Below are 20971 nucleotides of genomic sequence, written 5' to 3' on the forward strand. Positions count from 1 at the left end.
TTGCAGATACTTTATCTGCAACCTATCTGCCGCAGGTATCTGCAACGCTCCAACTATTTATCAACTAGTGCATTACGCGCTTTTCGTTGCAGGTGGCAGATGTTTTCATATTTTTTCAACTTTATAGTAGGAGGATTACGCATCAAAATTAGGGTCACAACCGTAAGTCATAAACCAAATTCACCTCTGTGTCCTCCGTGTCCTCTGTGGTGAAAAGAATCAAAACCGTGCAAAAACGAGCTAAATGTTTTAATATCTAATGGTTAAGCGGAAGTATTATCACGCTTTGTTAACAGTATTATTATCTTCTTCAATTTTAGGGTAATTAACTGAAAATATAAACAATAATTCCTGTAATCGCCACATATATTAAAGCATAAGGAATAGCTGCTTTCAGTATTTCACCTTCTTTTCCCTGTTGGTTTCCGGCAGAAGTAGCAATGGCAATACTTTGTGGAGAGATAATCTTACCCCCTGTAGCACCTACTGTATTTGCAGCAGACAGCCAATCCGGACTGACATGAATTTGCCCAGCCACACTTGCTTGCAACTTTCCGAAAAGGATGTTGGAAGATGTATCGCTTCCGGTGATAAACGTTCCCAAACAACCGATAACCGGAGCAAATAACGGGTATAAACTTCCGGTAGCCGTAGCCAGTGCTGTGGCAATCACGGCGATCATTCCGGAACTATCCATAATAGTAGATAACCCCACGAGGCAGATAACCGTAATGAATGTTTTCTTCAACTGCTTCACGGTATTCCAAAGAACGATGAACAGATCTTTTACTTTAGCCCCCTGAATCAATCCACCGATAAAAGTACCGATGAAAAGCAATACTCCGGCATGAGTCAGCCAGGAAATAGTATAATTGACGGTGGACGCATTGATAGGCAGACTGATTCTCGTAATCCAATTGTTCTCTAAAGTATGACGCAATCCCGGAAAGAGCGGACTGGTCAGAATAATCAGAAACAGAATCAGTAAATAAATGCTCCATGCATTTAATATATCTTTCGTTTTCAGATGACTTTTTCGTGTTTTCTCTTCTTTGGATGCAGTAAGTTTTCCATAAATAACGATTACGATAATAGAAAGAATACTGCCGATTATGGCCGGAGATTCAGCACCCATATATTTTGCTGCCACATATTGGCTGGCTAAAGAGACTCCGCCTACCAATAAAGCCAGGAATATATTTTTCGGGAGCGATTTAAGTTTGGAGTCAGTAAGGAAAAGTAGAACCAGCGGAATCAGGAACATTAAAACGGATAATTGCAATACGACATTCGTACTAAGATGCAATACGTCCAAATTCGTTTCTTTGGCCAATACTAATACCGGAGTTCCGATTGCTCCGAAAGCAGTGGCTACACTATTGGCAATCAGACTCACCGTTGCCGAAAAGATAGGCTTGAATCCCAGACTGATAAGAATTGCCGCTGGAATAGCTACTGCTGTTCCGAAGCCGGCCATAGCTTCCAATAGACCTCCGAATCCCCAAGTCAGTAATAACACCTGAATACTTTTGTCGGTAGAAATAGAAGCGAATTGCTGTTTAATAATCTCCATCTTTTCAGTTTTCAGCAATACATTATAACTGAAAATAGCCATCAAAATAATGATTAAGATAGGAGAGACAGCTTTTAATGCTCCATATAAAAAGGAGTAAAACAGATTGTCTACCGAGAAAGCGAAGCCGAAAAGAGCAATCAGCATCGTCACAATCAGAGAAATGATACTACTTTTATCACCTGACATTTTAAAAAATGCCATCAGTATAATCAACAGTAACACTGGAATAACAGCAAGGATCAAGGTCATAATTATCAGATTTAAAAAGTGGAACGTCGTTTATTATTGATATAACAAACGAACGCCCCACTTTGGTCGGTTGAATAAATAGATTTTTCTGTTTATTTCATCTTCACACTTAAAATTTGTTGTAATTGTTTTAAGTTGGCAAGGGCAGCTTCGTTACCTAGCTTTGCTGCCTGCTCGAATGCGGCCATGGCACGGTTAATGTCTCCGTTAAGGAAATTGTAGACTCCGGTATTGTTGATGAACTCGGCAGTATTGTGATCGGCTTTCTCCATAAACTTCACTGCTGCATCCAAATCCTTTTGTGATAATGCGACGGCTCCTGCGTTCAGGTTAGCTACGGCGTCAGTAGGATACATGCGTACAGCAATATCGAATACATTAACAAAATCCTTGCTGCCTTTCGGATAACTGTTGGCCACCTGATACATTTCGTTCAGACTAAGATATTTCGGATTTTCCCGGATAATGATACGGCCTTGTTCAACATCGAAATTGACAACGGTATAGTCAATCTTGCAGTTCACTTTACGCAATCCCGGATAAATCTCTTTCAGCATACTACGGTAAGGAGCTCCGCCGCCTACACGCATGATTTCCTGTTTACGTTTGGCATCGTCAGTTGTATTTTTGATGATGTTCAGGAATGTTTCCTTCTCCTTCATCGAAGAAGATTGGAGTGCTTTTACCAATCCATCCCAGTTTTCTCCACCGAAAGTCACTTTATATAGTTTGGAAGACACTTTTTCGTTCTTAACCAGATAATCCTTCAAAGCTTCCGCACGTTTTTTGGAAAGCTGTTCATTGAAGGTAAGAGGTCCTTCCGGCGAGGCGAAACCTTTGATACTGATACCTTTCACAGTCAGGTTCCGGTCATTCTGTATTTTGTCAAACATGGCATGGATATTCACCAATTCAGCATGATTGTTCATGAAGTCGGTAAGGATCACCGATTTGTTGACCGGAAAATCCAGATGAGCTTCATATTGTTCGCTACGGTTTTTGACCACTTCTACGGTTGGCTGAATATAGGCAATGATAGGAGACATGGCACTTAAACGTTTGGCTTCGGTAGATACATCATTGGTAATCAGTTCCTGTGCATTCATTTCCTGATAATTGCCGCATCCGCATAGATTCTCTACAAGTTGCAAACTGGCATTAGCCATCCAGGGTTTGTAAGGAATCACCTGCGTATAATTAAAAGTTTCCCTTTTATTATAAGGAACGATAATGGCGGTAGGTTCTTGCTTAGTGATTGCCAGACTGCGGATATATGCTTTTTCGCGTCTTTTACCATTGACGATGATTTCTTGCAAGGGTACATTATGCTGCCCGTCCGTCAGCAGGGGAATAAGGCTTAAACTTCGGGCGGAACCTATTGTCAGATTCTTCATGTCGAAGGTCATGCTGACATAGAGAGAGTTACCTTGTTGCCATAAAGATACGTTCGAGAGAGTGAGCGCATCGTTCAGGAATTTTTGTGCATGAGCCGGTAGGATGGCGGCTGAAAAGCTATAAATAGATAAATAAGTTTTCTTTTCATCATTGTAAGTTTTAGAGAGTTCGATTATTTGATGACATAAATGAAACTAAGACCGATTTTGGTCGGACCGAAATAATTGCGGGTGTTATGTCCCAACTTTTCACCTCCGTCACCACGAGCATACTTATCATATTCCAGACGGGCGTATCCCACTCCGATGGTAGCTTCCATACTCCATCGTTTGCTTATGATCCATTGATATCCGTAGGAAATACCGGCTCCGTACAGATTGCCGTCGTAACGGTCATGTCCCATTCCGAATATATTCAGATTGCTGACATTCATTTCTCCGTAATGTCCGTGTAAACCGAAGAAACTTCCGTTGAAACGTTCGCAGAGCCAATAGCGTAATTCCGGCTGAACGAGCCAATGTTTGATTTGACGGTCGTCACCAAACTTCCACGGATTGTAGTTACCGGATATGTCGAGAGTCAGTTTCTTTGCCAATCCCACTTCGATTCCTAAATTGGGCGTAGAAGTGGCCCAATAGAGAGCATTGGTCTTGATGGCAAATTTGGGTAGATAGGTTTCATTCCGTTGTACCTGTGCATGAATACTTGTACCGAACACGAGCAGGAAACCGGCTGCTAATAAGATTTTAATTGTTCTCATTTTGTTAGGGTATAGGTTTTATTAAAAATGATAAGCGATAAACAGAAAAGCGGAGAAGTTTGTTGTCGCAACCTGCAAAAAAAAGCTCCCTAAATAAATGGATAAAGATGTTTTAAGGCATAAATGCTAACAATTTCCACGCATGATGCGTTCATTATATAAAAGTACCTTTGTGTAATCAATATGACAATGATTTCATTTATTACTGTTTATTTTTACACACACATACAACTTTAATAATTACAGCCTATGAAAGAGCTTATTAGCAACCTGGAAGAACTGAACAGGAAAGCAGAAAAAGGCGGCGGAGACGCTCGCATTGAAAAACAACATTCTGTGGGCAAACTGACCGCCCGTGAACGCATCGATTTATTATTGGAGAAAGGTTCGTTTATCGAACTGGATAAGTTGGTAACCCATCGGTGTACCGATTTCGGTATGGAAAAGCAGAAATTTGCCGGAGACGGGGTGGTGACGGGATATGGTATGATTGGCAAGCGCCTGGTTTATGTATTCGCACAGGATTTCACCGTATTTGGAGGAGCTCTTTCGGAAACGCACGCTAAGAAAATTTGTAAAGTGATGGACATGGCCATGCAGATGGGAGCACCCATCATCGGATTGAATGACTCGGGAGGCGCACGAATTCAGGAAGGAGTACGTTCTTTGGCCGGATATGCCGAGATATTCCTGCGCAATTCTATGGCATCCGGAGTGATTCCACAGATTAGCGCAATCATGGGACCTTGTGCCGGTGGTGCTGTTTATTCTCCTGCATTGACCGATTTTATTTTGATGGTGAAAAACTCCGGTTATATGTTTATTACAGGACCGGATGTGGTGAGAAGCGTGACACAGGAAGAAGTGACAAAAGAAGAACTCGGTGGAGTAGGTGTGCACATGACAAAGTCCGGTGTAGCCCATCTTTCTGCGGAAAACGATATTGAGTGCATCAATTATATTCGTGAATTGATCTCCTATCTGCCGGGGAATAATATGGAAGAGCCTCCGTTTGTAGCGACCAGCGATTCGCCGACTCGCCTGACTCCGGAACTGGCAGATTTGATTCCGTCCAATCCGAATCAGCCGTATAATATAAAAGAGATGATAGAAGCGGTGGCTGATGATAATAGTTTCTTCGAGCTTCAGGCAGAATATGCTGCGAATATTGTGACGGGATATATCCGCCTGAATGGAAAAACGGTGGGAGTGGTGGCTAATCAGCCATTGGTGCTTGCTGGTACACTGGATATCAATGCGTCTATCAAAGCCGCCCGTTTTGTCCGCTTCTGTGATGCTTTCAATATCCCTTTACTGACACTGGTAGATGTTCCGGGATTCCTTCCGGGAATCGATCAGGAATATGGCGGAATTATCCGTAACGGGGCAAAATTACTTTATGCTTATTGTGAGGCTACGGTGCCGAAAGTGACGGTTATTACCCGCAAAGCATACGGTGGTGCTTACGATGTGATGAGTTCCAAGCATATCCGTGGAGATGTAAATCTTGCTTTCCCTACCGCCGAAATCGCGGTGATGGGACCGGATGGAGCTGTGAATATCCTTTTCCGTAAGGAAATAGATAAAGCCGAGAAACCCGAAGAGAAACGGAAAGAACTTCAGGATGATTATCGCGGAAAGTTTGCCAATCCTTACCGGGCGGCGGAACTGGGATATGTGGATGAAGTAATCGATCCGGCAGTAACCCGTTTGCGGTTGATTCGAAGTTTCGAGATGCTTGCCAACAAACGGCAGTCGAATCCTCCTAAGAAACATTCTAATCTACCGCTGTAAGCCTGTTTATGGATTAAATCCGTGCCTAAAATTATTAAATTGCTCTTTTAAGTTTTGACTTCTAAAAAGAAAAAGATTATGATAAAAAAAATATTAGTAGCCAACCGGGGTGAGATAGCGATGCGCATCTTTCGGACTTGTCGGGTGATGAATATCTCGACAGTGGCTGTTTATACCCATGTAGACCGCGGAGCTTTGCACGTGCGTTATGCGGAAGAAGCCTATTGCATCTCCGAATCGCCCGAAGATACCTCCTACCTAAAGCCGGAATTGATATTGTCCATTGCCAAAAAGACCGGAGCCGCTATTCATCCGGGATATGGTTTCCTGTCGGAGAATGCGGATTTTGCCCGCCGTTGCGAAGAAGAGGGAGTGATTTTTATCGGACCGAGTGCGGATATTATTTCCAAAATGGGAATCAAGACGGAGGCCCGTAAGATTATGCGGGAAGCAGGATTGCCTATTGTGCCCGGAACCGAAACACCGGTACAGGGCATTGATGAAGTGAAGAAGGTAGCTAATGAAGTTGGCTATCCCATTATGCTGAAAGCACTTGCGGGAGGTGGAGGAAAAGGTATGCGTCTGGTACGTACGGAAGAAGAGGTGGAAACTGCTCTCCGTTTGTCGCAATCCGAAGCAGGGACATCCTTTGGCAATGATGCGGTTTATATTGAAAAATATATTGAGAATCCGCATCATATCGAAGTTCAGATCATGGGAGATAAGTATGGAAATGTCGTTCATCTGTATGAACGTGAATGTTCCATTCAGCGTCGTAACCAAAAGGTGATAGAAGAAAGTCCTTCTCCTTTTGTGAAAGAGGAGACGAGAAAGAAGATGTTGAAGGTAGCCGTGGAAGCCTGTAAAAAAATAGGTTATTACAGTGCCGGGACATTGGAGTTTATGATGGATAAGGACCAGAACTTCTATTTTCTCGAGATGAATACCCGTTTGCAGGTAGAGCATCCTGTGACGGAGGAGTGCACAGGCGTTGACTTGGTACGGGATATGATAACTGTTGCTGCCGGAAATCCATTACCTTACAAACAGGATGATATTGAGTTTAGCGGAGCAGCGATCGAATGTCGTATTTACGCCGAAGATCCGGAGAATAACTTCATGCCCTCTCCCGGTGTGATTACTGTCCGTGAAGCTCCCGAGGGACGTAACCTGCGTCTTGACAGTGCCGCTTATGCCGGATTTGAAGTCTCTCTGCATTATGACCCGATGATTGCCAAGCTATGTTGTTGGGGGCGTACCCGTGCTTCTGCCATTTCCAATATGGCACGTGCTTTGCGCGAGTATAAGATTCTGGGAATTAAAACAACGATTCCTTTCCATCAACGTGTATTGAAGAACGCAGCTTTCCTGAAAGGTGAATATGACACGACGTTTATTGATACACGCTTCGATAAGGAAGACCTGAAACGTCGTCAGAATACAGATCCGACAGTGGCTGTCATTGCTGCCGCAGTGCGACATTACGAGCGCGAGAAAGAAGCGGCTTCCCGTGCAACAACACTCCCGGTAGTAGGAGAATCACTCTGGAAGTATTATGGTAAATTGCAGATGACTGCTAATAATTATTGATTTGAGACTAATAAATAACGGAACAGATTATGGGTACAACATTAGCTACATATTACGCCAAGCTCCAGGATATGCCGGACAGTGAATATAAGGTGGAGATTCTGGAGGACGGACCAATTAAGAAGATTGCAGTCAATGGTAAGATATATGAGGTCGATTATAACATGGGTGGCGACTCTATCCATTCGATCATCATCGATCACCACTCGCATGGAGTGCAGATTTCTCCTTCTTCCAATAATTCATATACGATTATGAATAAAGGGGAGCTTTATCAGATTGAATTGCAGGGAGAAATGGAGAAGATACATAATGCCCGTACTGCTGCTGAATCCGTAGGGCGTCAGGTGGTACAGGCACCGATGCCGGGAGTTATCCTGAAGACGTATGTAAAGAAAGGAGATCTCGTGAAGCGGGGTGATCCGCTTTGTGTATTGGTGGCGATGAAAATGGAGAATGAGATACGTTCGGTGACGGATGGAGTTGTGAAAGAAGTATTCGTGGAAGATGGCATGAAGGTGGGATTGAACGACCGGATTATGGTAATTGAGTAATTCTTTGAAAAAAACGGGGTAAATACGTGCTTTTATTCAAAAAAATATTTACTTTTGGCAGATAAGTACGTATTTACACCGTTACATTATGAGCATCGAACAAAGCAAAGAAGCATTATTAGAACAGTTAGAAGCACTTAAAAAAGAAAACGAGCAGCTTAGAAAAGAACTTTCTACCCTTAGGGATGAGAAATATAACGATCGTCCTGTTAGTTTTAAAGAAAAATATGCTGTTAGAATACTAGACTCTCTTCCCGATATGCTGACTGTCTTCAATCAGAGTGAGGTAGGTATTGAAGTTGTTTCCAATGAGGAAACCAACCATGTAGGAATATCAAACAAGGATTTTAGAGGGATGCGTATGCAGGATATGGTTCCGCCGGAAGCATATCAGAATATTCACTCCAATATGCGTCATGCTATCACCACCGGAACTGTTTCAACTGCACACCATGAACTGGATTTTAATGGTGAACGCCATTATTACGAGAACCGTATCTTTCCGTTGGATGAGGAATATGTGCTGATCATGTGTCGTGATATAACGGAACGAGTGGCTACCCAAAGACAATTGGAAGTTTTTAAAAGTGTGCTTGATAAGGTGAGTGACAGTATTCTTGCTGTGGCGGAAGATGGAACGCTGGTTTATGCAAATAAGCAATTTATAGAAGAATACGGTGTAACGCAGGAGTTGGGTACACAAAAAATATATGATTTGCGTGTCTCTATGACCAACAAGGAGGCATGGGAACAAAAGCTCCAGGTGATACGCGATCATGAAGGAAGTCTGGCTTATCGGGCGGCTTATATACCTTACGGGCATACGAAGGAGAGAGTACATCAGGTATCTACTTTCCTGATTCGTGAAAATAATCAGGAACTCACCTGGTTCTTTACGCAGGACATTACCGATGTTATCAAGAAACGGGATGAACTCCGTGAACTGAATCTGTTATTAGATGGCATTTTAAATAATATTCCGGTCTATTTGTTTGTGAAAGATCCGGAAGATGATCTTAGATATTTATATTGGAATAAGGCATTTGCCGATCATTCGGGTATTCCGGCATCTAAAGCTATCGGGCATACGGATTATGAGATATTTCCGGTGCACGGAGACGCGGAGAAATTCCGTAAGGATGATTTGGAATTACTCCAGACTCATAAGCGTATTGATATGCAGGAAACTTATCTGTCCGCTAATGGAGAAGCACGTATCGTGCAAACTTTGAAAGCACTCGTACCGATGGAGGGACGTAAACCTTTGCTGATTGGCATTTCGTGGGATATTACTAATCTTCAGAATATTGAGCAGGAACTAATCAAGGCAAGGATTAAAGCGGAGCAATCCGACAGATTGAAAAGTGCTTTCCTTGCTAACATGAGTCATGAGATCCGGACCCCGCTGAATGCCATTGTAGGATTCTCCCAATTATTGCCTTCTGCCGAAACTGCTGAAGAGAAAAAGCTCTATTCGGGTATTATCAATCAGAATTCGGATATCTTGTTGCAATTGATTAATGATATTCTGGATTTATCGAAGATAGAAGCCGGAACACTGGAATATATCAAACGTCCAATGAATCTGGGAGAGGTCTGCCGAACAATTTATACTGTTCATAAAGAACGTGTGAAAGAAGGGGTAACTCTTGTCTTTGATAATGAGGAGGAGGATTTACTCATGGAGGGAGATCAGAACCGTATCATGCAGGTGATAACGAATTTCCTGACTAATGCAAGTAAGTTTACCTATGAAGGAGAGATCCGTTTTGGTTTTGGACGAATGGATAAGGATATTCGTGTGTATGTAAAGGATACAGGAATAGGGATAGAATCGGAAAAGGTAGATCATATCTTCGAGCGTTTTGTCAAACTGAACTCTTTTGCCCAAGGGACAGGATTAGGTCTGTCTATCTGTCGGATGATTATCGAAAAAATCGGTGGAGAAATAGGGGTGACTTCCGAACTGGGTAAAGGCTCCACATTCTATTTCACGATCCCTTATGAAGAAACCGGAGAGCATGGTAAATTCTTTAAAGAGTCGAAAGTGGTATCTAAAGGAAATACAGTCAATCGTGTACAACAGATTAAGAAGATTCTGGTAGCAGAAGATGTGGAGAGCAATTTTATCTTGCTGAAGAATCTGATTGGCAGGGAATATACATTGCTTTGGGCTAAAGACGGAGTGGAAGCTATCGAAATGTATAAGCAGTACCAACCGGACTTAATCCTGATGGATGTAAAAATGCCGCGTATGGATGGACTGGAAGCAACCCATATTATCCGCTCTTATTCTAAAGAAATTCCGATCATTGCTTTGACGGCTTATGCTTTTGAGGCGGATAAAGAATTGGCATTGGAGATGGGTTGTAATGACTTTGTGACCAAACCGATTTCGGAAAGAACATTGAGAAAGGCTTTAGATAAATATTCGACTACTGTTTAAAAAAAGGATTATGGCTATATGTATCCGGTGAAAGTTACTTATGATAGCCATAATCCACACAAGAGTACGATTGTTGTTGAGTGAAAGTAGTCGGTGATTACTTTTCTATAGATTCTTTTTTATTTCCGGAACCAGTATAAACTTCGTTTCCGGAAAATACTTTTTCAGCCAGGTCTGGATAAATTCCATTGTATCATTCTGAATCGTCTTGTCTTCTACGGTAGGATATAAATTATATAATACGGTATCTAGTACAATGCCGCGTTTTTGTATTGCTTCGAGACTAAGCAGGGTATGATTGATACTCCCCAGTTTGCCCGAAGTAACAAAGATAAGCGGATATTTTTCTTGGACGATGTAGTCAATGGTTAAAAGTTCAGTAGTGAGGGGAACCATAAGGCCGCCTGCTCCTTCGAGTAAAACAGAGTCATACCGTTCACTCAATTCTTCGGTCGCACGTTTTATTTTATCAAAGTCGATGGGACGGTTATCTAGCTGGGAAGCAAGATGCGGAGAGGCGGGATAAGAGAAAATCTCCGGCATGGTTAGTTCCTCTTGGTCTTCTTTGGTGAAAGGGATTCCCATGATTTGCCGATGTAGGTCAATATCTTCGGAATGACCTACATTTCCCGTTTGAATAAATTTCTGGGTGATGGTGCGATGGCCATTCTTGTTCCATTCACGAGCTAGAAAGCCGGTGGCATAGCTTTTTCCGGCATCAGTGTCGATACCGCTTACGAAATATACATTCTGTTTCATACTTTTTTCTTTTTTGCGATGATATAAATGGGATGATATGTTAAGGACACAGAAGCGCCCTGAGTAAATTCCTGCGTGTAACGTTCACAGAAGAGTTGCAAGTCACGACGAGTCCATTGTTGTTGGGGGAGATTGTTCTTAAAATTATTTTTTGAATTGTTGTCTGATGAACACAAATCGTTCTCTTGTTTTCCGGTAGGAGAGGATTGCGTTGATAAGCCATTGACTCCGGTTTGCTTCAAGTGATATAGTACTTTTATCGGGTCTTCGAACGAAAGCGGGATAAGCTCTTCTTCTGAATACAGTATGTCAAAATGGGGTGACAAAGCTACTTCGAGCTCTTCCCGTGAACGATAAGGAAGTCCGTTGCCGGTAAGTTCGCGTATTTCTTTCATGTTTTCTTTTCCAAAAGTGCTAAAAGCAAAATAACCCTGATTATTGAGTAGGGTATTACACCTTTCGAAAAAGTTTTCCGGTGATTCGAACCATTGCAAGGCGGAGCAGGAAGTTATCAATGTACTTTCGGTGGGGAAAGAGACAGTTTCGGCATCTCCCGGAAGAAAAGAAACCTGCTTCTTCATTAATAAGTCCTCACAGCAATATTTCATATCGGGGCAAAGGTCATTAAGTAATAACTCTTCCGGACGGAGGGCTTGGAGTAGCATACGGGAGTAAATACCGGTTCCGCAGCCAAATTCAATTACTTTCGAGCAGGGAGAAGGTATGTGTTCTGTAAGCAAACGAATCATTTTACCTGCTATTTGCCGTTGCACGTTTGCTTCCTTTGGATAGGTAGTGATAGCTTTTGAAAAACGTTCTGCGATTAGTCGTTTATTCATAATCAATATTTGTTTAATAGACTGATATACTTGATAATCACTTTATTTTAAAATGATGGATGCATCAGTTCTCCGGCTGCATGAGTATCGTGTTAAAAAGCTCTTGTTGGTAATGTGCCGCTTCCACTTGTTCAAGAGAGTCCACTTGGTTTTCCCATGCCAAATATTGGTTATCCGGGAGGAAAATGCGGTCGCCTTTTCCTATGATAGCTTTTTGCCATTTAAAATCAGAGGGCGGCAATGATAAATATTGTTGTTGTATAGCGGCAAGTTCTTCTTTGAGTTCTTCCATCGGACGCTGGGGGGATATGGTTTGAAAAGTTTTATAGTCAGCTATTGAACCACACATTCTTCTTTGAAATTTTTGCAAGGTTTGTTCATTCAGCCCTTGAAGTGTGCCATCGAAAATAGAGTGAGCGATGCCTTTGGTTTCGTGTATGGGGTAGAGGGTGCCGTTGATGGCGATACTTTGGGAGACAGGCAGATGTGGGTACTGCTTCATGATTTGCGAAGCTGCCCAGACTCCCATCGACCAGGCGATAAGTGTAATCTGGGAATAGGTTTCCAATAAGTCGGTATCAAATGCTAATGAACGGTAATCATAGCAAATCATCCAGTCCTTATCTGTAGGATGAATGGTCAGGAAAGGAGTTTCGTCCATCCCCCAACCGGCGAAGAAAAGCAATAGATGCTTCTGATTATTCTTTATGATAAAATGCTGCTTCATTCGTTTATCAGTTTGATGAGTTGGTCAATTTCATGTTCAGTGATGTCCGCTGTCAGTGAAAAACGGATACGTGAAGTTCCGTCGGGTACGGTAGGTGGACGGACGGGCAATGCATAGAATCCTTTGCGCTGGAGTTCTTCTGCTTTCAATATGGTATCTTCACTGGCTCCTATAATCATAGGTACAATATGGCTCACCGATGGGCAATTATATCCTTTGGCTGTAAGGGCTACCTTTAGCTTTTCACTGATTTGTAGCAGGTGAGCCCTCTTATGTTGTAAAGCTGAAAGGCGTTCTAACACCCACGAAGTCCACTGGATATTGATAGGAGGAAGTGCGGTGGTGAATATAAACGTGCGCATTTTATTAATAAGATATTCCCGAATGAGTTGCCGACAGACAATATAGGCACCTGCCGAAGCAATGGCTTTTCCGAATGTTCCTACTAAAAAGTCTATATCGTTGATACAGTCCTGTTCTTCGGCACATCCTAATCCTTTTTTTCCTCGTACACCAAAAGCATGAGCCTCATCTACATAAAGAAGAACATTGGAATAACTCTTTTTGAGTTGAATGAGAGTGGGAAGATCAGCTTCATCGCCATCCATGCTGAAGATACTTTCGGTAACAATAATAAGCTGCTCATAAGCGTTATGATTTTCAGCAATCAGTCGTTGTAACTGGGAAATATCATTGTGACGATACCGGATACATTTAGCTGATGATAATTTAATTCCGTCTATCAGGCTTGCATGCACTAGCTTGTCGGCAAGAATCAGTGTGTGAGTATTGCAAATGGCAGGAAGTATTCCTGTATTGGCATGATAACCACTATTGAATATAAGTGCACTTTCCGTTCCGAACATCGTGGCTAGCTGTTGCTCCAACTTCTGATAGTCACTAAAATTGCCGGTCAGTAACCGGGAAGAGGAGGAAGTAGGCAGGAATGTTTCAGGGGTGAGTGTTTTTAAGAATTCCTTCCTCAATGAAATGTCATTGGACAGCCCGAGATAATCATTAGAAGATAGGTTCAACATTCGTTGTCTGTTCAGCAGAACATCTCGTCCTTCGTGAATTAGCGGTGGGAGAGAACGGTAGTTCTTTTTCTCTTTCAAGGTCTGGAGTTCCTGGTTTATATGTTCTAATGTCATGAATTATTGTTTTAAGTAATAAGTATTCGATATATGGATGGTTGAAAGCGTAATCGGTTGTCTATAAGATGTTTATTGTCTAAAGAAGTATCCCGAAAGTTTCTCACCGACCAAGGCATCCTTCCTCGGTGAGGAAAGGCCCGTTCCTCACCGAGGAACACCCTTTTGCTCACCGAGGAACAGATTCTTGGGTGAAAATCTGGTAATATTCTTCTTATCTGTCATCTTTTTTGAATAACTTTAAGTAAGCCGGAAGTCAGTTTGCTTAATTGTTCCGAAGTGATGATGAAAGGCGGCATCAGATATACCAGCTTGCCAAAGGGACGTACCCAGATTCTTTCTTCCACAAATCTTCGTTGCATATAGGCCATATTTACCGGACGTTTCATCTCAATGACTCCGATGGCTCCGAGTATTCGTACATCAGCCACTTCCGGAAATTCCCGTGCAGGAGCCAGTTCTTCTTTCAGTTGAGTTTCGATTCGCTTCACATTCTCTTGCCAACCGGATTCGAGCAGCAGGCGAACGGAAGCGCAAGCCACTGCACACGCAAGTGGATTCCCCATAAATGTAGGTCCGTGCATAAAAGCTCCCGGTGCGTGGTTAGAGATTGTATCTGCTATCCGGTTGCTGGTCAATACAGCAGAAAGTGTCATATATCCTCCAGTCAGTGCTTTACCGATACACATTATATCCGGTTCTACTCCGGCATGTTCCCAAGCAAAAAGTTTACCGGTTCGTCCGAATCCCGTTGCTATCTCATCGAAAATAAGAAGAATATCGTGCTTCCGGCAAAGCTTTTCTGCTTCGCGCAGGTACTGCGGATGATAAAACCACATCCCGCCTGCTCCCTGTACCACCGGTTCCAGAATAAGCGCCGCCAACTCTTTTGAATGTTTTTCAATCATCTCTTGTAGAGGTAGTATATCTTTCGGATTCCATTCTCCGTCGAACCGGGAAGTGGGGGACGGGACAAAATAACGTACAGGCAATGCCGAACCGAAAAGACTGTGCATACCCGTCACCGGATCACATACAGACATGGCATTCCACGTATCACCGTGATAGCCGGAACGGATAGTCACGAAATTGTTCTTTTCCGGTTTTCCTGCTGCATACCAATATTGTACAGCCATTTTCAGTGCCACTTCTACGGCTACCGAACCGGAGTCTGCATAGAATATTTTCTGCATGGAGGAAGGAACCAAAGGCAATAACAGTTTCCCCAGTTCAATGGCCGGATCATGCGTCAGTCCTCCGAACATGACATGAGACATTTTATCTAATTGTTCTTTTGCCGCCTGATTTAATACCGGATGATTATATCCATGCACTGCACACCACCAGGAAGACATTCCGTCAATGAGCGTTCGTCCGTCTTCGAGGGTAATGGTAGCGCCGTCTGCCCGTTTTACTTTGTAGACAGGAAGCGGATCGGTAGTCGAAGTGTACGGATGCCAGATGTGCTCGCGATCAAATTGGGAATCGGCGAAATGATAGCCTTCTTCCTGAATCATCTTTTTGTCTTCCGATACTTTGGAGCCGAGTGTTGTCAATAGGTCGCCTACGATAGCCGAGTTAATTCCGATATATAATGCCTTGTGCATCGCTTCGGAAGAAAGTTGTGAACGTCCTCCGGCAAAACGCAGAAAAGCGGTCGGATTGATAAAACGAAAGAGTGCGATGGTTTTAAGTATTTCTTCTTCGCTTAGAGGCTGCTCGTTTTCCAGTGGAGTTCCCGGAATCGGACTAAGCAGGTTGATAGGTATGGATTGAACATTCAGTTCTGCCAATGTGAAAGCAAATTCAATCCGTTGTTCCATCGTTTCTCCCATGCCGATGATACCTCCGCAACAGATATCCATGCCCACACGACGGGCTGCATCGAGAGTAGCCAGTTTCTGTTCTTGCGTATGCGTAGAGCAGAGTTTGGAAAAATAAGACGGGGCAGTTTCCAGATTACAGTGATAACGGGTGATTCCTGCTTCATGCAGGGAACGCAACTCCTCTTCATTGAGCAGTCCCAGAGAAGCACAAAGTTGAATCGACGAATGTCGACGCATATAGTGGACTGTATCGCAAAGTTGGGTAATCTGTTTGGGAGATGGTTTTCGTCCGCTGGTAACGAGGGAGAATCGGTTGACGTCCTGGGCTTCGTTGTATTGGGCCTGTCGAAGACATTCTTCAGCGGGAAGGAGATCGTAAATCTCGGCTTTAGTCTGGTAGTGGGAGGATTGTGCACACCATTTGCAGTTTTCCGGACATCGGCCGGACTTGGCGTTGATGATGGAACACATGTCGAACTCGTGCGAAGCACGCGCGACGGTAATCTCATGTGCGGCGGCATAAAGCGCCTCGCTGTCAGCCATGTTGGCTAGCCAAGCAGCTTGGTCGGGTGATATGTCGATACCCGCCAACACTTGGTCTTTGATTTCCTGAAGTGTCATAAATGTATGATAAGGGATAGTTTGTGCAGCATTCTGCTTACGAAGAGCAACGTCTACTACATTGGTATGCAGATGACCGATTTGGAATTCGCGTCCCATACTTGCAAAGGCAGCATAGTTCTTTCTTCCCCAGTAGCGAAAGCGGGAAAGAAGAGTGCGTGTGGTCTGTATGTGGCGTTGTTGCTTCATTGATTTTTTTACTTTTGTTCGTTAGAACGTGGCAAATGTACAAAGATTCTTTGGATAAGCAAGCAAGTTGATGATTTCTAGTTTCTGTGGAATTATTTCTTTTTCCTGTATTCTTTGCGGGTGTTGAAGTTGAATCCGGCATATATTTGGAGAGTACCGAATCCATTGTCGACAGAGAAATTGTTGCGATGATAATTGTAGTTTTTTCCAACAAAAGAAGTACCTACGTAATACTTGCCTGTGTTGTAGACAATCCCTGCCCGAACCAGAAAATCCAGATTGAATTTACCGTACCATGCTTTTGCTTCATTTGTTTCTGCGTCCACATCGGAAGCTTTGTAGGCAATGGCAGGGGTGAGAGACAGGCATGCCAGACAGTTGCGGGCAAAGACCCAGTTGTAGGCGTAGCCGAAACTGATATTGGCATTGGTGTATTTAATATTCTTGACTTTCATGGCAGGATTCATCGCCTCCTGGATAAATCCCGGAAGTGCTGTATAGTCGAAGTCGAGATGATGCTTTGAAATGGAAAAACCTGCAATAAATGTACCTGCATTGCGTCGTTGATTGGTGGACTGACTGAATGCGGCAGGATAGGAGAATTTACGGTTATTGAAGATATAATATAGATTCAGTCCTTTGATATCTACCTTTATTCCGCTGAAATCTTCGGAATAGTTGGAGGGGATATCGTCTGAAAATCCTCTGATTTTATGTATTTTGTAATCATTACCAGTGCGGCGATAGAAGATATCCACACCCAGTTTGGAACTGTATAGGCTAAGATCGAATTCTGTTCCTCTGTTCTTTCGGGTACCTTTTTTGAAAATATCGTTCACATCTACAGACCATCCCAGGAAAATCCATCGCCAGCCGAAATACAATCCTATCTTGTTGTGTGGGTTGGGAGAAAAACTAAGTTTCTGTGGCTGCGGCAATTCACTGGTGATAGAATAATACTCAAAGTTGCTGAAATGAGTAACCATCAGCGCATAGTTATAACGGTTGGGACTGATATAGAGCGTATCGAAATCACTGAAGTTCATAAACTTCTTGATCGCTCTTTTAAAAGCACTTGGCTTGGCGGTTGTTGTGGAATCTACTTCTGTACTATCGTTGCCTAAAGAGACTTTCTCTTCAGTCTGCGCCTGTAAGGACAGTGAAAATAACAGAAAAAGATATAGAATAACCCGTTTCCCCATGTGGTTCTTTGTTGGTATAGATATTTTTAGTTTCACGAATGTACTATCTTTCGTTGATTTATACTAGCAATCTTCTAAAAAATGTTTCGTTTCCTAAACAAAAAAGTTCAATGTACTGTTAGTTACAACAAGCAAATAAATCTTAAGCCACAAAATTATGAGAATCTATTTACGTTTATTAGTCGTGTCTCTTCTGCTTTTTGTAGGAAATATAGTATATGCGGAAGCACAGCAGGAGAAACGCGTGACAGGCACGGTGACTTCTGAAGGAGAACCTTTGCCTGGTGTCTCCGTACAATTGAAAGGAGCATCTTCCGGCACCATTACCGATATTGATGGAAAGTATTCGATTGAGGTTCCTGCTACCGGTACTTTAGTGTTCCGTTTTGTAGGAATGAGAACAGTAGAACAACCGGTGAATAACCGGAGTGTGATTAATGTCACGTTGGAATCGGAAAGTAAGGAACTGGAAGAAGTAATGGTAGTAGCTTATGCTACCGCTAAAAAGTATAGTTTTACCGGAGCAGCTTCGACGATGAAGGCAGGTGAGATTGAAAAGTTACAGACTTCCAGCATATCACGTGTATTAGAGGGTACGGTATCCGGAGTACAGGCAAGTGCGGCAAGTGGGCAGCCGGGTACGGATGCGGAAATCCGTATTCGTGGTATCGGGTCTATCAACGCTTCCAGCGCTCCGCTTTATGTAGTGGACGGTGTACCGTTTGATGGTAGTGTGAACTCTATCAATCCGGATGACATATCTTCGATGACAGTATTGAAAGATGCGGCCTCTGCTGCTTTGTACGGTTCCCGTGGTGCGAATGGAGTGATTATTATCACCACCAAGCAGGGAGATCAAAATACCAAAGCAACGGTAAAGGTGAAAGCTTCCTTAGGAGGTTCCAACCGTGCCGTGCGTGATTATGATCGTGTCAGTACCGACCAATATTTTGAATTATATTGGGAAGCACTTCGCAATCAGTATGCCAAGAGTGCGGATTATACTCCGGCAACTGCCGCCACGCAAGCATCCAAAGACTTGGTAACGAAATTAATGGGAGGTGGCCCGAACCCCTATGGTCCTCAATATGCGCAACCGGTCGGTACAGATGGAAAGCTGGTGGCAGGTGCCTGTCCGTTATGGAATTCAGACTGGAGTGACGCCATGGAACAACAGGCGCTTCGCACAGAGTTGAATCTAAGTGTTTCCGGAGGTGGAAAAGCGAATCAGTATTTCTTTTCTGCCGGATACCTGAATGATAAAGGTATTGCACTCGAATCCGGTTACCAGCGTTTCAATCTTCGTTCCAATATCACCAGCGAGATGACTTCCTGGTTGAAGGGAGGCGTCAACTTGAGTTTCGCACATTCCATGCAGAATTATCCGGTTTCTTCTGACTCCAAAACCAGTAACGTGATTACCGCAGGGCGTACCATGCCGGGATTTTATCCGATTTATGAAATGAATACCGATGGTAGCTACAAATTGGATGAGAGTGGAGACCGTATTTATGACTTCGGTTCCTATCGTCCTTCCGGTTCGATGGCAAACTGGAACCTTCCGGCTACTTTGCCTTTGGATAAATCGGAACGAATGAAAGATGAAGTCTCCGGTCGTACTTTTCTAGAAGCTACGATTATTGAAGGACTGAAATTCAAGACAAGTTTCAACTTTGACTTGATTAATTATAATACATTGGATTATACGAATCCGAAGTTAGGTCCGGCTAAAGAAAACGGAGGCGGCGTCAGCCGGATGAATACCCGCACTTTCTCCTGGACGTGGAACAATATCGCTACGTATGACAAGACAATCGGTGAACATCATTTTAATGTTCTTGCCGGTGTGGAGGCTTATTCTTACCGCTACGATGAACTGACGGCATCACGTTCCAAAATGGCGCAGCCTGATATGCCGGAATTGGTAGTTGGTTCACAACTGACCGGAGGTTCGGGATATCGCATCGACTATGCATTGGTGGGTTATCTGACGCAAGCGTTATATGATTATCAGAATAAATATTTCTTCTCGGCATCTTATCGTCGCGACGGTTCTTCACGTTTTGCACCCGAAACCCGCTGGGGAAATTTCTGGTCGCTGGGTACTTCCTGGCGTATCGACCGGGAAGAGTTTATGGCAAGCACTTCCGACTGGTTATCTGCCTTAACCCTGAAAATGAGCTATGGTGCACAGGGAAACGATAATTTGGGTACGTATTATGCGAGTAAAGGACTTTATACCATTGTCTCCAATCTGGGAGAAAATGCGTTAGTGTCCGATCGTATGGCGACCCCGAACCTGAAATGGGAAACGAACCTCAACTTTAACGTGGGTATCGACTTCTCCCTGTTCAACAACCGTTTTTCCGGTTCGTTTGACTTCTTTACACGTCGTTCGAAAGATTTGCTTTACTCACGTCCGATAGCTCCTTCCCTGGGATATGGCTCTATTGACGAGAATGTAGGAGCCTTGAAGAATACAGGTATAGAAATGGTGTTGAACGGAACGATTATTAATCAGAATGGTTGGGTATGGAAACTGGGTATGAATTTGACACATTATAAAAATAAGGTGACGGATCTTCCTTTGAAAGATATGCCGCAAAGTGGAGTGAACAAATTGCAGGTAGGCCGTTCTGTTTATGATTTCTATATGATAGAGTGGGCGGGAGTAGATCCGGAGAACGGAGATCCGTTGTGGTATATGGATGAAGAAGATGAAAATCACAATCCGACCGGAAAACGTGTCACAACAAACGATTACGGTTCGGCTGACTATTATTACGTCAATAAATCATCTCTCCCGAAGGTATACGGTGGATTCAATACCTCTCTTTCCTGGAAAGGATTTGATCTTTCTGCCATCTTTGCTTATAGTATCGGTGGATATATCTATAATCGTGATATAACAATGATCCTGCACAACGGAAGTCTGGAAGGACGTGACTGGTCGACGGAGATTCTAAAAAGATGGACTCCCGACAATCGTAATACAGATGTTCCCGCTTTGAGTACTACCACTAATAACTGGAACTCGGCTTCTACCCGTTTTTTGCAGAATAATTCGTATATGCGATTGAAAAACCTGACTCTTTCCTATAACTTACCCAAACAGTGGATTAGTAAGTTATCATTGAGCAGTGTACAGGTATATGTACAAGGAGATAATCTGTTTACCATTCACCGGAATCAGGGACTAGACCCTGAACAGGGAATTACCGGTATCACTTATTATCGTTATCCGGCTATGCGAACGATCTCCGGAGGTATCAACGTTTCTTTCTAAATTCAGA

At 43.1% G+C, this 20971-nt stretch carries 13 protein-coding genes and 1 pseudogene; 5 read left to right on the forward strand and 9 right to left on the reverse strand.

The annotated features are described in order from the left end of the window. Window positions 1-325: 325 nt before the first annotated feature. The 3 genes and pseudogenes from DXA54_RS23590 to DXA54_RS23600 form a co-directional block, all read right to left on the reverse strand. On the reverse strand, window positions 326-1825 hold the full coding sequence (locus DXA54_RS23590) for an L-lactate permease (protein ID WP_004326634.1): 1500 nt from the start codon (window positions 1823-1825) through the stop codon (window positions 326-328). Window positions 1826-1917: 92 nt separating this feature from the next. After that, window positions 1918-3368, reverse strand: a pseudogene (locus DXA54_RS23595) (DUF3868 domain-containing protein). A gap of 24 nt (window positions 3369-3392) precedes the next feature. After that, on the reverse strand, window positions 3393-3980 hold the full coding sequence (locus tag DXA54_RS23600; protein ID WP_004300526.1) for a DUF3575 domain-containing protein: 588 nt from the start codon (window positions 3978-3980) through the stop codon (window positions 3393-3395). A gap of 249 nt (window positions 3981-4229) precedes the next feature. Here DXA54_RS23600 and DXA54_RS23605 point away from each other — a divergent pair, with 249 nt between their 5' ends. The 4 genes from DXA54_RS23605 to DXA54_RS23620 all read left to right on the forward strand — a co-directional run bounded on the left by DXA54_RS23605 (window position 4230) and on the right by DXA54_RS23620 (window position 10364). Continuing rightward, window positions 4230-5774 carry an acyl-CoA carboxylase subunit beta gene (locus DXA54_RS23605; protein ID WP_004304130.1) on the forward strand — a complete coding sequence of 515 codons (1545 nt, stop codon included), beginning with the start codon at window positions 4230-4232 and terminating at the stop codon, window positions 5772-5774. Window positions 5775-5852: 78 nt separating this feature from the next. Next, complete coding sequence (gene accC / locus DXA54_RS23610) at window positions 5853-7364, forward strand: acetyl-CoA carboxylase biotin carboxylase subunit (protein ID WP_004304129.1); 1512 nt, start codon at window positions 5853-5855, stop codon at window positions 7362-7364. 29 nt (window positions 7365-7393) lie between these two features. Beyond that, window positions 7394-7918, forward strand: a complete 525-nt coding sequence (locus DXA54_RS23615) for a biotin/lipoyl-containing protein (RefSeq protein ID WP_004297139.1) — start codon at window positions 7394-7396, stop codon at window positions 7916-7918. A gap of 88 nt (window positions 7919-8006) precedes the next feature. Continuing rightward, window positions 8007-10364 carry a PAS domain-containing protein gene (locus DXA54_RS23620; protein WP_008648669.1) on the forward strand — a complete coding sequence of 786 codons (2358 nt, stop codon included), beginning with the start codon at window positions 8007-8009 and terminating at the stop codon, window positions 10362-10364. A gap of 105 nt (window positions 10365-10469) precedes the next feature. Here the strand turns inward: DXA54_RS23620 and bioD are convergent, their stop codons facing one another. The 6 genes from bioD to DXA54_RS23655 all read right to left on the reverse strand — a co-directional run bounded on the left by bioD (window position 10470) and on the right by DXA54_RS23655 (window position 17678). Continuing rightward, complete coding sequence (gene bioD / locus DXA54_RS23630) at window positions 10470-11123, reverse strand: dethiobiotin synthase (protein WP_008648667.1); 654 nt, start codon at window positions 11121-11123, stop codon at window positions 10470-10472. Continuing rightward, the gene (gene bioC / locus DXA54_RS23635) at window positions 11120-11962 is read right to left on the reverse strand and encodes a malonyl-ACP O-methyltransferase BioC (RefSeq protein WP_008999987.1); all 843 of its coding nucleotides are present in this window, start codon (window positions 11960-11962) and stop codon (window positions 11120-11122) included. Before bioC ends, bioD begins: the two co-directional genes overlap by 4 nt. A gap of 64 nt (window positions 11963-12026) precedes the next feature. Next, window positions 12027-12689, reverse strand: a complete 663-nt coding sequence (locus DXA54_RS23640; protein ID WP_004297134.1) for a DUF452 family protein — start codon at window positions 12687-12689, stop codon at window positions 12027-12029. After that, window positions 12686-13840, reverse strand: a complete 1155-nt coding sequence (locus DXA54_RS23645; protein WP_008648663.1) for an 8-amino-7-oxononanoate synthase — start codon at window positions 13838-13840, stop codon at window positions 12686-12688. The genes DXA54_RS23640 and DXA54_RS23645 overlap by 4 nt, the downstream gene beginning before the upstream one ends. A gap of 221 nt (window positions 13841-14061) precedes the next feature. Then, window positions 14062-16476 carry an adenosylmethionine--8-amino-7-oxononanoate transaminase gene (bioA, locus tag DXA54_RS23650; protein WP_008648662.1) on the reverse strand — a complete coding sequence of 805 codons (2415 nt, stop codon included), beginning with the start codon at window positions 16474-16476 and terminating at the stop codon, window positions 14062-14064. A 92-nt stretch (window positions 16477-16568) separates the two neighbouring features. Further along, on the reverse strand, window positions 16569-17678 hold the full coding sequence (locus DXA54_RS23655; RefSeq protein ID WP_004326647.1) for a DUF4421 domain-containing protein: 1110 nt from the start codon (window positions 17676-17678) through the stop codon (window positions 16569-16571). 157 nt (window positions 17679-17835) lie between these two features. On the opposite strand from DXA54_RS23655, the gene DXA54_RS23660 reads away from it, so the two are divergent. Beyond that, entirely contained in the window at window positions 17836-20964 is a 3129-nt protein-coding gene (locus tag DXA54_RS23660; protein WP_008648658.1) for a SusC/RagA family TonB-linked outer membrane protein, read from the forward strand. The last annotated feature ends 7 nt before the right edge of the window (window positions 20965-20971 follow it).

Source organism: Bacteroides sp. OF03-11BH, from assembly GCF_003604005.1.
Lineage (GTDB): Bacteria > Bacteroidota > Bacteroidia > Bacteroidales > Bacteroidaceae > Bacteroides > Bacteroides ovatus.